Source organism: Leeuwenhoekiella sp. A2 (assembly GCF_047946655.1).
Classification (GTDB): Bacteria; Bacteroidota; Bacteroidia; order Flavobacteriales; family Flavobacteriaceae; genus Leeuwenhoekiella.
In genome coordinates, this window is sequence record NZ_CP172311.1 from 3,873,010 (window position 1) to 3,888,291 (window position 15,282).

Genomic DNA, 15,282 nt, shown 5'->3' on the forward strand with positions numbered 1-15,282 from the left:
TCGGGTATTTTCTATCGTAAATCGATGTTTAGGCCAAAAAATCCGGAGCTTGCAGCGCTGTTATAACGCGCATAGCTGTAACTAAGGCGCAATTTATTAAACTTGACAGAAAATCCTGCACTTAAACCAGCAAAACTGCGCTGGTCTACTATGCGTAATTCTTCGCCTCTGCGAAAGTTATATCCCACACGTAAATTGAAACCACTCTCTGGAAATAATTCTGCACCAATTATTAGATGTCTAAATGTGTTGTCTATAAAATTGATCTTCTCTGGAGTAGAATTGCCATCAAGATCTGTATTGTTGCGAGCTGAATTCTGAAAAGCTATATTCCATAACTGGAGATTTTCAAAAGTAAGATGCCATCTTACCGGAACATGCGGAACAAGTTGAGAGATCCCTGCATCTATCTCAAGCGGAAGCTTTTCATAAACGTCATCATATTTAGTAAATTGAGTACCCACATTACGTATTACCGCAGCTACGTTGAGATCAAGATCTTCATTCACATATATAACCCCCAGATCTGCTGCTGCGCCCAGAGAGCTATATTCTTCAAGTTTTGACGAAATCAATTTTACATTTGCCCCTACATAAATATCTGTGTACGGAATATTCATTGCATAACCCACAGAAAAAGCCACCTCTCCCCCACTAAAATCGCCTGTTTCATTGCCTTTTTCGTCATAACCGGTAAAGCTTCCATAATTCACATAAGTTACTCCAGCATGAATTACCTGCGTATGCCGGTCCCACAAATAGGCATAACTCGCTGTACCATAATTAACATCTGCAAGATAATTTACATAGTTCAGCGAAAGCTGATTATCCATTTCGGCATTTATAGTTGCGGGATTAAAAAGCGCAGAAGTAGGATCATAACTATAATCTGTAACTACTTTACCTCCCAGTGCAGCTTGCTTAGGTGAAGAAACAAGGTTTAAGAATTGATAGGTACCACGACCACCTAATTGGGCTCTCGCCACGGTTGTGCAAAAAATAGCAAGTACGATCACAACCGCTTTGTTCATAGATTTTAAGAGACTTGGGACTTTAGAAAAACGATTACAAGTATAATTTATTTTTTAGGCATAAAAAAACCCCGAAGTTAATCAGGGCTTTATTTTAAAGCTCTTTTGCGTTCTTCACCTTCTGTTTAGTAAGCGCCAGCTCTAGAACTTCACTCATATCATTTACATAATGAAAGGTGAGCCCTTTGAGATAATCTTCTTTTATCTCTTTAATATCTCGCTCATTCTCTTTGCACATTAAAATCTCTTTTATCTGCGCTCGTTTTGCAGCAAGAATCTTTTCTTTGATTCCGCCTACAGGGAGAACCTTACCACGAAGTGTGATCTCACCCGTCATCGCTATGTTCTTCTTAACCTTGCGCTGCGTAAACAGACTAACAAGCGAGGTTAACATAGTTATACCGGCACTTGGCCCATCTTTAGGTGTAGCACCTTCAGGAACGTGAATATGAACATTGTACTTATCAAATATGGTAGGATCGAGACCCAACTGTTCTGCATTGGCTTTTATATATTCCATTGCGATAGTTGCGCTTTCTTTCATCACTTTACCCAGGTTACCGGTGATCGAGAGATTACCTTTTCCTTTAGATAAAATAGATTCTATAAATAGAATATCGCCGCCTACCTGCGTCCATGCCAAGCCCGTAACAACACCTGCAACTTCGTTATTTTCGTACTTATTACGTTCTAATTTAGGTGAACCCAGTACTTCTTTAACCTCTTCATTACCTACTTTAACTGCATATTCTTCTTCCATAGCAATATTTTTAGCTGCGTAACGCACCATTTTTGCTATTTGCTTTTCAAGACCACGCACTCCTGATTCACGCGTATAACCTTCAACTATTTTCTCCAGTTGCGGTTTACCAATTTTAAGCTGATCAGCTTTTACACCGTGTTCTTCTAATTGTTTAGGCAATAAGTGACGTTTAGCTATTTCAACCTTTTCTTCAATAGTGTAGCCAGATACATTTATCACTTCCATACGGTCACGTAATGCCGGCTGAATGCTGTTTAAATTATTTGCAGTGGCAATAAACATAACCTTAGAAAGGTCGAAGCCCATCTCTAAGAAATTATCATGAAACTCACTGTTCTGTTCAGGATCTAAAACTTCTAGCAAAGCTGAAGAAGGATCTCCCTGATTGCTGTTGCTTAGTTTATCGATCTCATCAAGTACAAATACCGGATTACTGGTACCCGCTTTTTTAAGATTTTGAATGATACGTCCCGGCATAGCACCAATGTAGGTTTTTCTATGTCCACGAATTTCTGCTTCATCTCGCAAACCACCTAGACTCATGCGCACATATTCTCTTCCTAAAGCTTCAGCGATAGACTTTCCTAATGAGGTTTTACCTACACCAGGAGGTCCATATAGGCAAAGAATAGGTGATTTCATATCATTACGCAATTTAAGAACTGCGAGATATTCTATGATTCGTTTTTTTACATCATCAAGACCATAATGATCTCTGTCTAAAATACGTTTAGCACGTTTTAAGTCAAACTTATCTTTACTGAATTCGCTCCATGGCAGATCAAGAAACAGATCAAGATAATTACGCTGAATACTGTATTCTGCAACCTGCGGATTCATGCGCTGCATTTTTGCAAGCTCTTTTTTAAAGTGCTTTTCTACAGTTGTGCTCCATTTTTTAGATTTCGCCTTTTCGCGCATCTCATCAATCTCATCTTCTTGTGAAACTCCACCCAATTCTTCCTGAATGGTTTTCATTTGCTGATGCAGAAAATACTCACGCTGCTGTTGACTCATGTCGTTATGCACACGTGTTTGTATATCATTCTTAAGCTCAAGTTTCTGCATCTCAGTATTCATGTGACGCAGTGTCTGCAAAGCTCTTTCTTGTAAATCGTTGATCTCAAGAAGCTTTTGCTTTTCCTCAACACTTAGGTTCATATTAGAACTTACAAAGTTGATAAGAAAAGAATTGCTCTCAATATTTTTGATGGCAAAGCCAGCCTCACTTGGGATGTTAGGAGACTCCTTTATGATCTTTAAAGCTTGCTCCTTAATAGATTCTATAATAGCCTTAAATTCTTCGCTATCACTTGCTGGTCTGGCTTCTGGTACCTCACGCACTGTTGCTACCAGAAAAGGCTTATCTGTTATCACCTCTGCAACAGAGAAACGTTTCTTACCCTGAATAATCACCGTCACATTACCATCAGGCATTCTAAGAACACGTAGAATACGAGCTACCACGCCAATGTTGTTAATATCTTCGGCACCGGGATCTTCTACATTCTCATCCTTCTGAGAAACGACACCTATTATTTTGCTCCCTTTATTTGCCTGGTTGATCAACTCAATAGACATATCTCTCCCCGCCGTTATAGGTATAACAACACCCGGAAAGAGAACAGTATTTCTTAGAGGTAATATAGGTAAGGTCTCTGGCAATTCTTCTTTGTTTATTTCATCTTCATCTTCAGGAGTCATTAAAGGTATAAGCTCTGCATCTCCATCAAAGTCCTGCAATGACAAACTGTCAATATCTGTAAATTTTGCTCTAGCCATATTATTTTTAGGTCACTATGTCACCATCACTATAGGTAATGGAACATGTGCTTTTTTTTATTTATATATAAAACCGCTTAAAAAGTTAACTTTCAGTGTTAAGCGGCCGTTTTCGCACTACATTAATTCAATTCCTATGCCACCTTTAGACGTGTATTGGATAATAAAAATGAACTTCCCTAAAAAAAATTGTTTCAAACTGTAACAAAACAGATACAACCCTATCTTTATAATGAAGCTTTATAATAATTGACACTAACCCACGATCATATTGACGAGCTTTTGCTGCATTGTAAAGAAGGCAAGCAAAGAGCACAACTAGAAGTATACAATCGCTATTATAAAGCGATGTATAATACCGCTTTGCGTATAGTTAAAGATACAGCAGAGGCAGAAGATATTATGCAGGATTCTTTCTTAAGTGCTTTTACAAAGCTTGATGATTATAAAGGTGACGCAACTTTTGGCAGCTGGTTAAAACGCATTGTGGTAAACAACAGCATAAATAGTTACCAGAAAAAGAGCAGGTATGAAGAAGTACCGCTCGAGACGAAACTTTATAAAATAGAAAACGGTGAAGATGGATTGAGTGAATGTGATGCAAGCGATCTAAAAGTAGAACAGGTTCTAAAAAAAATGAATGAATTAAAAGAAAACTATCGCATCTCGCTTACGCTTCACTTGATAGAAGGTTATGATTATGAAGAGATGAGCCAGATACTTAATATTAGTTATGCTAACTGCAGAACTACGGTATCAAGAGCCAAGGAAAGTTTAAGAAAAAAATTAATGTGATGAAAAATGAGAATTTAGATAAATGGTTTGAAGACCAAAAAAATTGCTGGGATCTCGCAGAACCAGAAAATGGTCACAGACAGCGGTTCTTGCAGAAGCTTAGTGAAGATAAACCTGAGAAAAAGGGATTCACAGCTTCAGAGTGGTGGAAACCCCTACTTGTTGCAGCGACAGTTGCCTTGATAATTTTCATTTCGCTAGAGCGAAATAATGCACCGCGCAAACTTGAGCTAGCCGGTGTTTCTACAGAGATGCAGCAGACTCAGGATTTTTTCACACTTGCGATAGAAAAAGAATTATTTGAGATGGAAGAGCAACGTACTCCTGAAACTCAAAAATTGATAGAAGATGCTCTAGAACAAATTAATACACTAGAGAAAGATTATGAACAGCTTACAAAAGATTTAGCAAAAAGCGGCGAGGATAAACGCGTTATTCATGCCATGATTACCAATTTTCAAACAAGAATAGATTTACTCAACCACGTTATGGAAGAGATAGAATCAATTAAAAAACTTAATAAAACCAATTATGAGAATCAATTACTTTAGTTCTTTTTTCCTCTTTATTGCAACCACTGCTTTCGTTTTTGCCAGTAATGACCCTGGCGATCTTAAAGGCAGATATACAAAAGAGAAAAAGATAAAAAAAGAATACACTGTTAACGCAGATGCCATGCTTAAGATCAACAACAGTTATGGCAATGTTGATGTTACCTCATGGGGAGAGAACCGGGTTGTAATAGAGGTAACTGTACGTACAAATGGAAATAATGAGGAGAAAGTCGCAGAAAAACTTGACGACATTGATGTTGTTTTTGACGCAAGTTCCGGGCTTGTATCGGCTACTACTAAAATAGATAAAGAAAACCGCTCGTGGTGGAATAGCTGGAACAACAATAATAATGTAAACATGGAGATAAATTACCTTATTAAAGTTCCTGCCACAAACCGTATAGACCTTAATAACGACTATGGCGCCATATTTCTTAATAGAATAGAAGGTCAGGCAAAGATCTCTTGTGATTATGGGAAGTTAGAACTTGGTGAACTCCTCGCAGACAATAACTATCTAAGCTTTGATTATACAAACAATTCTACAATTGGTTATATGAAAAGCGGAAAGATAAACGCAGATTATTCCGGTTTTACCCTTGAAAAAGCCGATTATGTTGAGTTAAATGCCGATTATACAAAATCTACCATCAACAACGTAAAAAGCATTAATTACGTTTGTGATTATGGTAATCTCACAGTAGATAACACCTCTAAAGTAGTGGGTAGAGGCGACTATTTAAGTCTGCGCCTGGGTACCGTAAGCGGTGATATAAATCTCAATGCAGATTACGGTTCTATTAAAATAGATAATCTTACCTCTCAGGCAGGTGATGTTGTTATACAAACAGATTATGCAGGCATAAAAGTGGGCTACAGCAGCAATTATCATTTCACATTTACTATAGAGCTGGAGTACGCAGGTCTGGGCGGTGAAGATGATTTTGAGATCACAAAAAAGCGAATAGAATCTTCAGATAAATATTATGAAGGTTTTTATGGTGATGCTTCTTCTAAAAATAATATCAACATCAACTCAGAATATGGGGGCGTCAATTTTAATAAAGTAGATTAACTTAACTAACTATACAATGAAAAAACTATTTACACTTATCGCGATACTTACCCTTACTGCCTCTGCTAATGCACAGTGGTGGGGCTCTAAAAAAATAAAAGGAAATGGTAATGAACAAACCATAACACGCTCTGTAGGCAGTTATGATAAAGTGAATGTTGCCGGCTCTTTTGATGTATTTCTTATTGCAGGTGATGAAGGCGAAATAACGATTCAGGCGGAAGAAAATCTTATGGAATACATTATTACAGAAACTGAAGGCAATGCGCTTAAAATTAAGATCGAGAAAGGATATAATCTTGAACCCAGCAGAAGAATGGATATTGTGATCACTGTTCCTTTTGAAGATATTAGTGAGGTTAGCTTAGCAGGTTCTGGGGACGTATCTAATAAAGATCTTATTACTGCTAAATCTTTTGAATGTGCTCTTGCCGGCAGCGGTGATCTATTACTTGAGGTTGAGGCAGACAAGATTGAGGCCAGTGTGGCAGGATCAGGAGATCTCACCCTTCGCGGAAAAGCAGATAAGCTGGAAGCCAGAATAGCAGGAAGCGGAGATATTCACGGGGAAGGTATGAAAGCTAAAAATATTGATGCAAGTGTTGCTGGTTCTGGTGATATGGATCTGCGTTGTGACGGTGGTACTTTAACCGCAAGAGTAAGCGGTTCTGGTGACATTCAATATTCAGGGAAAGCTTCTAAAGAAGACTTTAAAGTTTCAGGCTCGGGAAGTATTTCTAACCATTAATTTGCGGGAAACAAAACATAGTACTTTCGCCTTTAGATCTAATTGATTTAAAGCAAAGTATTATAACTTAAAATATCGGTAAATAAGATCGAAAAAGCGGCTTTTAAGCGGCTTTTTCCGGTTTTACATTTCGCGTACGCGGAACAAAAAACAATAGGATCACCCCTGCTATAAAGAAAACAATAAAGAATAAAATAGCATTGCGTATGCTATTGGTCACCTGAGCAACATAACCATAACTAAACATCCCAATTACGATACCTATTTTTTCTGAAACATCGTAAAAACTGAAATATGAAGCGGTGTCTTTCTCACCTTCGGGAATGAGTTTTGAATATGTTGAACGCGAAAGTGACTGCACGCCTCCCATTACAAGACCTACGCAAGCGGCGGTCATATAAAATTGCATAGGTGTTGTAATTGTATATGCATAAATACAAATAGCGATCCAGTTGATATTGATAACAATAAGTGTCTGGATGTTACCAAAACGTGCCGAAGCTCGTGATGTTAATACAGCTCCCACGATCGCAATTAGTTGAATTAGTAAAATACTTATGATCAAACCCATCGTACTGTTAGTCGTGCCCCAGTCTAATTCTTCTATGCCAAAATAGGTGGCAACGAGCATAATGGTTTGCACCGCCATACTATAAACGAAAAAGGCGGTTAAATACCTTCTAAGCGCTTTGTTATGTTTCAATTTACCAAAAATCTTGCGCAATTCTTTAAATCCGTTAAAAATTACATTACGTGTAAACTTTTCACGCTTGTTTCCCTGCGGCAGATATTTATAGGTGTATTGACTAAAAACTATCCACCAAATACCTGTAAGGATGAATGACAATCTTGTGGGGAAACCTTCATTTTCAAACCCAAAAACCTCGTAATTCAGTATCAAAATCAGGCAAATAACCAGTAAAATCACACTACCTATATAACCTAAAGAATAACCTTTTGCGCTTATTTTATCCTGCTGCTCAGGAAAAGCGATATCTGGCAAATACGAATTGTAAAAAACCAAACTTGCCCAAAAACCAATCAAAGCGAGAAAGTAAAAAGTAAGGCTCATGCCTAAATGATCTATATCAAACCAAAACAAACCTATGCAGGAGCATGCACCTAAGTAGCAGAAGAATTTCATAAAAACCTTCTTATTGCCAATATAATCAGCAATACCACTTAAAAACGGACTCAATATGGAAACTGCAAGAAAAGCAAGAGCAGTGACATAACTTATTAGAGAATCGTTATTGAAACTGAAGCCCAGAAAATCAATTGTATCATCAATAATTTTCCCATCAGCATCTTTTGTGATCGTTATGGCTCCATAAAAAATAGGAAACACTGCAGAAACTATGACAAGGCTGTATACCGAATTTGCCCAATCGTAAAAAGCCCAGGCGTTTAATAATTTCTTATCTCCTTTTGGCAGTGCTTTCATAGCAGAAGTATTATTTCAAGCCTCTAAAATAGAAAAGCCGTTTATACAAACGGCTTTTTAATGATCTATTTTTTAAAATCTAGCTTTTGAAATTGGTAACTCCAAATTTCTGTGCTTCTGCTTTTGCTCTCGGCGCTATTTCGGTTAGTGCTTGTATACGCGAAGCTGATGACGGGTGTGTACTTAAGATTTCCATAGGTTCCTGCCCACCAGAATTTGCCTGCATACGTTTCCATAATTCTGGCGCTTCATAAGGGTCATAACCCGCTATGGCGGCAATTATAGTTCCTATCTCATCTGCCTGACTTTCGTGGCTTCTGCTAAATGGCAACATCAAACCTACATCTGTGGTTACTCCGTAATATTGATTAAATAACTGGCCAGCATTAGAATCGCCCAAGGCAACACCTCCTACTGCACCACCAATTTGTTGTAGCTGAGTGGCACTCATTCTTTGCGCACCATGATTTGCTAATGCATGCGCAAGTTCATGACCCATAACCATTGCAAGGCCGGCTTCATCTTGAGTAATAGGTAAAATACCGGTATAAACCACTATTTTCCCGCCTGGCATACAAAAAGCGTTAACAGCATCATCTTTCACAAGATTATATTCCCATTTATAATCTTTCAAATAACCGGGATATCCCAAAGCTGTCATATAACGCTCTGCAGCAGTGGCAATCTTAGAGCCCACATTTTTTACCATGTTTGCTTCGGCTGTATTTTTTACAACCTCATTTTCAGATAAGAACTCATTATATTGCTGAAAAGACATCGGAAACAATTCTTCATTGCTCACGAAATTGAGTGTCTTTTTTCCTGTAAATGGACTCGTTTGACACGAGCAAACCATTACTACCGTTAAAACCAGAATTAGTATTTTATTTGCCTTCATAGAACTTTAATTAATTAGGAGGTCAAGGTACAAATTCCCCTAAATGCAACATTTAACATTTACTAAACTTTAGGAAACGTTTTAAAAATTATCCTAAAATATCAATTTCAGTAAAGTTTTTAGGCACTTTTAAAATTTGATATTCCTTTTTAAAATCTAACGAATTTAGATTCTGTTTTACATTATCTATTTCAATTTCTTTGATCTTGAAAGGCAATCCTATTAGCTTTATTGCAATCGTATCATACGATGTGTCATAAGTACCTGTCTTATGTTGATGCAGAATCAATTCATTATCCTTACCTGTAAGTCTTAAGTTAAGCAAGCTAAATCTGCCTTTCTTGTAATCATAACCATCTCCTGAATCTTCATAAACGTGAGAAACTTCGGCTCCTTTTGCATAGTAAACTTCCAGCGTAAGCTCTTCTATAGTTTTCTCACCCACATATTGCTGAACAGGATAACGAGGAATAACAGCTCCTTCCTTCACATAAATAGGAAGCATATCTATATCTGCATCTACCCACATTTCTTTACCTCCTTCTATCGTCTTATGATCCCAGAAATTATACCATCTTCCCTTAGGAACGTACATTCTGCGACCTTTAGCATTAGGTTCTATGATAGGACATACTAATATTTTCTTTCCAAAAATAAATTCGTCTGTCCGATAATGTGTTTGTGGGTCATCCTGATCGTAGTATACAAGCGGTTTAAGCATAGGTATACCATCTGTTGAATAATCATAGAACATGGTGTACAAATACGGCAATAAGGTGTAACGTATCTCTATAAACTTGCGAGCTATATCTGTAACCTCATCATCAAAAGACCACGGTTCCTGATCACCGTGGTGACCAGAAGAGTGCACCCTGCAAAAAGGATGGAAAACGCCTAGTTGAATCCATCTGGCAAATAACTCACCTGTGGGTTGTTCTGCAAAACCACCAATGTCTGTACCCGTAAATGACATGCCAGAAACGCACATGCGCTGTACCTGAATATTTGCCAACCATAGATGCTCCCATGTAGCCACGTTATCGCCCGTCCAGGATGAGGTATAACGCTGCGCCCCACTATAAGCGGAACGTGTTATAACAAAAGGTCTTTTAGGATACACATATTTCTTCACTCCTTCATAGGTAGCGCGCGCCATTTGCGTTCCGTAAATATTATGTGCTTTACGATGGCTACAGTGATGACCATCATAATTGTGACGTACATCATCAGGAAAAGTCTTACCAGGAACCTCCATAACAGCTGGCTCGTTCATATCGTTCCATACGCCTTTTACGCCTATGTCACCAATCAATTCTTTAAAAAGACCAGCCCACCATTCTCGTACATCAGGATTTGTAAAATCAGGAAAACAGCATTGACCAGGCCATACTTTCCCCATCATATAAGGCCCATCTGCCCGTTTACAGAAATAATCATTTTCTAAAGCTTCCTGGTAAACAGGATAATCTTTGTCGATTTTAATACCCGGATCTATAATAACGATAGTTTTAAAACCATCATCTGCCAGCTCCTGCACCATCTTCTTAGGATCTGGAAAATTCTCTTTGCTCCAGGTAAAGCACCTAAAGCCTTCCATATAATCTATATCCAGGTAAATACCATCACATGGTATTCTAAGGTCTCTAAACTGTTTTGCTATACTTTTAACTTTAGCTTCAGGGTAATAACTCCATTTACATTGTTGAAAACCCAAAACCCAAAGCGGTGGCATTTCTGGTTTTCCTGTAAGATGCGTATAATTCTCAACAACCTCAGACATTTGTGGACCATAAATGAAATAGTAATTCATCTCGCCACCATCTGCCCAAAAGCTTGTAATATCTAACCTTTCCTGGCAAAAATCGAAATATGAGCGAAAGGTGTTATCAAAGAAAATACCGTATGCTTTTTTATGGTTTAAACCAATATAGAAAGGAACACTTTTATAAATGGGATCCTGCTCTTTACCAAACGCGTAAGAATCTGTTGCCCAGTTTTGCACACGTTTTCCTCTCAGGTTGAAATGCATAGGCTTATCACCCATACCATAAAAACCCTCGCCATGCTGAGCTTTTTTACTCATTTTTACCACATCACCGCCATATTCAAAGCTCTCTTCATAATGAAATCCGATTTCATCTTCGTTAATAAGATTTCCTTCTATATCGAATATTTTAGTCTGTAGGCTCGATTTTTCTAGCTTTATGACCAGTTTTGCGGTAGTTATCTCGTAATGTGTTTCGTCATCAGATATTTCGAGATGATTATACCCGGTATGATTTTCATGATCAATGGCATAAGAAAAGTCTTCTTCTAAAACGCCGCGAGTGCCATATCTAAATCGTACAACACTATCACGTAGAACAGTAAGCTGGAGTATCACGTCATTTTTTGTAGTGAAGTATAACGTATCTACTTCTTTTTGAAAATCTACTATAGTATCGGGAAATTGATTCCCTTTATTTACAAGTTCAGTATTTGTAATCATATGAGGGTATTCTTTTTAAGATATACAAATGAAAGGCATACATTTCAATATTTGAAATTATGCCAGTCTATTTCGCAATAACAATAAATTGTTACTTCTTTAGAGGTTTTTTAGAATGAACAGTTATTGATAATGGCGGCAGATCTAATATTAAAGATTGAGAGCGGCCATTCCATCCTTCTTCATCAACAGTTAATTGATGCGCTACATAATCACCACTGCCCTGATATTTTCTATCATTGCTATTAAATATCTGGTAAATAGCAGATTTAGCTTTAAAATTATCTGGCACTCCTATTCTATAATTTTCTCTTGGTACGGGAGTGAAATTGCAAATTATAACCAGCGTATCGTTAGGATCTTCACCTTTTCTTAAAAATGATAAAACCGAATTAGCACTGTCATTCCACTCAATCCATTCAAAACCTTCATTACTGAATTGTTTTTCGTAAAGAGCTGGTTGTGACTTATATAATTTATTGAGGTCTGTAACTGTTTGTTTAATGCCTTTGTGGAAATCATACTCCAATAAATGCCAATCAATACTTTGTTGAAAATTCCATTCTTCATATTGACCAATTTCCCCTCCCTGAAAGAGCAGCTTTGTACCGGGATGAACAAACATATATCCATATAACAAACGCAGATTGGCAAACCTTTGCCATTCATCACCTGGCATTCTGCTTAATATTGATTTTTTACCATATACTACCTCATCATGTGACAGCGGCAGCATAAAATTCTCAGTAAATGCATAGGTCATACTGAAGGTTATATCATTTTGATGATGCTGTCTGTAAACAGGTTCTTTAGCAAAATACTGCAAAGTGTCGTGCATCCAGCCCATCATCCACTTCATACCAAACCCTAAACCACCTAAATAAACAGGTTTAGAAACCATAGGGAAACTGGTAGATTCTTCCGCAATAGTTTGTACATCAGGGAAGTTTTTATAAACTTCCATATTGAACTCTTTCAAGAAGGAAACAGCTTCAAGATTTTCTCTTCCGCCATAGATATTAGGCTCCCATTCTCCATCTTCACGTGAATAATCCAGATACAACATTGAAGCAACCGCATCTACTCGCAAAGCATCTACATGATATTTATCTAACCAAAATAAAGCATTACTTATTAAAAAAGCACGTACCTCATTTCGCCCATAATTAAAGATCAAAGATTTCCAGTCTGGGTGATACCCTCTTTTTCTATCGGGATGCTCATATAAATGCGAGCCGTCAAAAAAGCCAAGCCCGTGTGCATCTTCCGGAAAATGAGATGGCACCCAATCTAAAATAACTCCTATTCCTGCCTTATGAAATTTATCTATAAGCAGCATAAATTCTTCTGGATAACCAAAGCGGGAAGTTGGTGCAAAATACCCCGTGAGTTGATAACCCCAGCTGGGATCATAAGGATATTCCATAATAGGCATGAACTCTACATGGGTAAAGCCTACTTCTTTTACATAATTAACCAGTTCATCTGATAATTCTGTATAACTTAAGCTGCGGTTTTCTTCTGCCTTTTTCTTCCATGAACTGGCATGTACTTCATAAACTGAAAACGGTTTATCTATCGCATTGTGTTTAGCACGTTTATTCATCCAGTTTTTATCCTTCCATTTATAACTAAGGTCATAAACTACAGATGCTGTCTTAGGAGGATGCTCTGCCCGCAAAGCAAACGGATCTGCTTTTTCACTTTTAAAATCGTTGTTATGAGATTGAATCTTGTACTTATAAAGTGTTCCCGCTTCTATTCCCGGAATAAAACCTTCCCAAATACCGCTACCGTCCCAACGCACATTTAGTTTATGTTCTCCTTCAAGCCAGAAATTAAAATCTCCCACTACAGAAACTGCCTTAGCGCTGGGAGCCCATACAGCAAAGTATGTTCCCTTTACTCCTTCTACGACCACAGGGTGTGATCCTAGTTTTTCATATAACCGGAAATGCTTACCTGATTTAAATAAGTCAATATCAAAATCTGTTAATAAACTGTATGTTTGTACGTTACTCATTTACTTTTTCGTTAAGTATGTTTGAAATTCCCTTAAGGGGGATTATTGCCCATCTGGGTCTTGCGTTAAGCTCATAGCCTAACTCATAGACAGCTTTCTCAAGTAAGCAATATTGTAATAAAAATTCTATTTCTTTAATATATCCTATGTTTAGATTTGCCTGTTGCACCTGAGATACATAGGTTTTTAAAAATACACCTATCAAGTGACTGTAAAGCACTTCTGCTGCATGAAACAAATCTTCTATATCATAATTAAATGACTCCTGATTATTGAAGATCGTGGCATAAATAGCATAATGAAAAGACCTAAACATACCGGCAATATCCTTGATAGGCGGTTGTTTTACTTTTCTGTCTCGAATTGTACTTTCTGGCTCACCTTCAAAATCAATAATGTAAAAATCACGATTGCTCACAAGCACCTGGCCTAAATGATAATCACCATGAATACGTAACCGCTCACTTTTCAATTTATCTTCATCAAAATCAAGCAGACGTTGTCTAATTATCTTTTTGTTACCAATAAACTCCTGAGCCAACTCAAGGCGCATATCTTCTAACTTATGTAGATTATTTTCAACAAGATTTACCCGATTCTCAAACATGTAAATTAGTCTGTTCTTAAGCCACACTGTGTAGTCATTGCCAAAAGGTTGTGGAGTAAAAGCAGTATTTACACGCTCCTCACCTAGCGCAATATGCATTTGCGCAGAGCGCACCGCAAGCTGGGCAGTATCTTCAAAAATCTCTTTAGGGCACCAGGAAAGAATAGATTCAGGTATATCTGATATTTCTAGTTGTTGAAATGGTCTCGCAACCTTAAGCGCTTTAATATCAATTTGTTGCTCTGAAAGTGTTGTAAAAGCAGCTTTTAAATTATTAGTAAAATATTCCCACGCATCGCCATCATTAGGCACTAATTCCTGCATCAGCCCGAGCGTAATGACATTCTTATCACTAAATCTTAGTGTAATACTACCACAGTATTTTGGTGTATTTTTAAAAGAGCCCTTCATCGTGAGATATTTATTGATCTCATAATCTGGATTCTCGTCTACATAAACCCTTCTGAATATCTTTAAAATATAACGTTCATTGTAAACTATAGAGGTATTACTTTGATCTGCTCCTAAAAACCGACTGCTTTTATATTCAGTCGCGTCCCACTGTCTGCCACGGCGGTATGCTACATCCTGATATTTGTATTTTTCACCTTCTAGTATCTTGTCAAAGATCTGTATTCTAAAATGCTCAAGATATAATGCATCAACAAGGTAGCCTTGCTCACCGTTAAGATCCAGATAAGTGATGACATTTTCTTTTGCATAATCCTTATCTGTAACAAAAGCAATGGGCAAAAAGTAATTCTGTACAAACGCTTCTTTAAAATTAACTTCCAATACAATCCCATAAAATCGTTCAGATCCTTTTTCTATAGGAAAGTAATCTATGATCTCTATATATTTTAATGCACTAGCCTTACCGCCATACCAACGCTGATTTAAGATGTAGGATTCCAGAACATCCTCACAAAACTCCTTCTTAAAACGTTCCTGTTCTAAGAGTTCATGCCAGCTGCAATCGTATTTAAAAATTAAGTTTTTATGTATGGTTTCTTCCGCTCCCATGGCTAATATTTTTAATCTATATGCTGGCGGGATATCCCGTCTGGTTTATAA

At 37.4% G+C, this 15,282-nt stretch carries 11 protein-coding genes; 4 read left to right on the top strand and 7 right to left on the bottom strand.

Going from position 1 to position 15,282, the window contains the following annotated elements; all coding sequences use genetic code 11:
• Window positions 1–11: 11 nt before the first annotated feature.
• A complete protein-coding gene (porQ, locus tag ACH3PA_RS17070; RefSeq protein ID WP_416442285.1) occupies window positions 12–1,031 on the bottom strand; it encodes a type IX secretion system protein PorQ in 1,020 nt (339 codons plus the stop codon).
• A gap of 94 nt (window positions 1,032–1,125) precedes the next feature.
• Window positions 1,126–3,576 (bottom strand): endopeptidase La, encoded by a 2,451-nt coding sequence (gene lon, locus ACH3PA_RS17075; RefSeq protein ID WP_416442286.1) that lies wholly within the window; start codon window positions 3,574–3,576, stop codon window positions 1,126–1,128.
• A 249-nt stretch (window positions 3,577–3,825) separates the two neighbouring features.
• Between lon and ACH3PA_RS17080 the strand changes: the two genes are divergently transcribed.
• From ACH3PA_RS17080 to ACH3PA_RS17095, 4 genes are read left to right on the top strand one after another with little or no spacing between them, the layout of a single operon-like run.
• Window positions 3,826–4,371, top strand: coding sequence for an RNA polymerase sigma factor (locus ACH3PA_RS17080; protein ID WP_416442287.1), 546 nt, complete (start codon window positions 3,826–3,828; stop codon window positions 4,369–4,371).
• Entirely contained in the window at window positions 4,371–4,922 is a 552-nt protein-coding gene (locus ACH3PA_RS17085; RefSeq protein WP_416442288.1) for a DUF4179 domain-containing protein, read from the top strand. Before ACH3PA_RS17080 ends, ACH3PA_RS17085 begins: the two co-directional genes overlap by 1 nt.
• Window positions 4,903–6,000 carry a hypothetical protein gene (locus tag ACH3PA_RS17090; protein ID WP_416442289.1) on the top strand — a complete coding sequence of 366 codons (1,098 nt, stop codon included), beginning with the start codon at window positions 4,903–4,905 and terminating at the stop codon, window positions 5,998–6,000. Before ACH3PA_RS17085 ends, ACH3PA_RS17090 begins: the two co-directional genes overlap by 20 nt.
• A 16-nt stretch (window positions 6,001–6,016) precedes the next feature.
• Window positions 6,017–6,748 (top strand): head GIN domain-containing protein, encoded by a 732-nt coding sequence (locus tag ACH3PA_RS17095; RefSeq protein ID WP_416442290.1) that lies wholly within the window; start codon window positions 6,017–6,019, stop codon window positions 6,746–6,748.
• A gap of 103 nt (window positions 6,749–6,851) precedes the next feature.
• Here the strand turns inward: ACH3PA_RS17095 and ACH3PA_RS17100 are convergent, their stop codons facing one another.
• From ACH3PA_RS17100 to ACH3PA_RS17120, 5 genes are all read right to left on the bottom strand, one after another.
• On the bottom strand, window positions 6,852–8,192 hold the full coding sequence (locus ACH3PA_RS17100; protein WP_416442291.1) for an MFS transporter: 1,341 nt from the start codon (window positions 8,190–8,192) through the stop codon (window positions 6,852–6,854).
• A 79-nt stretch (window positions 8,193–8,271) separates the two neighbouring features.
• The gene (locus ACH3PA_RS17105; RefSeq protein WP_416442292.1) at window positions 8,272–9,090 is read right to left on the bottom strand and encodes a M48 family metallopeptidase; all 819 of its coding nucleotides are present in this window, start codon (window positions 9,088–9,090) and stop codon (window positions 8,272–8,274) included.
• An 88-nt stretch (window positions 9,091–9,178) separates the two neighbouring features.
• Window positions 9,179–11,578: a glycoside hydrolase family 31 protein gene (locus ACH3PA_RS17110; protein ID WP_416442293.1), complete on the bottom strand. Its 2,400-nt coding sequence runs from the start codon at window positions 11,576–11,578 to the stop codon at window positions 9,179–9,181.
• A 91-nt stretch (window positions 11,579–11,669) separates the two neighbouring features.
• Window positions 11,670–13,601 carry a 1,4-alpha-glucan branching protein GlgB gene (gene glgB / locus ACH3PA_RS17115; RefSeq protein WP_416442294.1) on the bottom strand — a complete coding sequence of 644 codons (1,932 nt, stop codon included), beginning with the start codon at window positions 13,599–13,601 and terminating at the stop codon, window positions 11,670–11,672.
• The gene (locus tag ACH3PA_RS17120) at window positions 13,594–15,231 is read right to left on the bottom strand and encodes a phosphotransferase (RefSeq protein WP_416442295.1); all 1,638 of its coding nucleotides are present in this window, start codon (window positions 15,229–15,231) and stop codon (window positions 13,594–13,596) included. The genes glgB and ACH3PA_RS17120 overlap by 8 nt, the downstream gene beginning before the upstream one ends.
• Between the last annotated feature and the right edge of the window lie 51 nt (window positions 15,232–15,282).

Bases quoted from the DNA above. Each gene is read 5' to 3' on its own strand.
- porQ (WP_416442285.1), bottom strand. From the start codon at position 1,031: ATGAACAAAGCGGTTGTGATCGTACTTGCTATTTTTTGCACAACCGTG.
- lon (WP_416442286.1), bottom strand. From the start codon at position 3,576: ATGGCTAGAGCAAAATTTACAGATATTGACAGTTTGTCATTGCAGGAC.
- ACH3PA_RS17085 (WP_416442288.1), top strand. From the start codon at position 4,371: ATGAAAAATGAGAATTTAGATAAATGGTTTGAAGACCAAAAAAATTGC.
- ACH3PA_RS17090 (WP_416442289.1), top strand. From the start codon at position 4,903: ATGAGAATCAATTACTTTAGTTCTTTTTTCCTCTTTATTGCAACCACT.
- ACH3PA_RS17095 (WP_416442290.1), top strand. From the start codon at position 6,017: ATGAAAAAACTATTTACACTTATCGCGATACTTACCCTTACTGCCTCT.
- ACH3PA_RS17100 (WP_416442291.1), bottom strand. From the start codon at position 8,192: ATGAAAGCACTGCCAAAAGGAGATAAGAAATTATTAAACGCCTGGGCT.
- ACH3PA_RS17105 (WP_416442292.1), bottom strand. From the start codon at position 9,090: ATGAAGGCAAATAAAATACTAATTCTGGTTTTAACGGTAGTAATGGTT.
- ACH3PA_RS17110 (WP_416442293.1), bottom strand. From the start codon at position 11,578: ATGATTACAAATACTGAACTTGTAAATAAAGGGAATCAATTTCCCGAT.
- glgB (WP_416442294.1), bottom strand. From the start codon at position 13,601: ATGAGTAACGTACAAACATACAGTTTATTAACAGATTTTGATATTGAC.
- ACH3PA_RS17120 (WP_416442295.1), bottom strand. From the start codon at position 15,231: ATGGGAGCGGAAGAAACCATACATAAAAACTTAATTTTTAAATACGAT.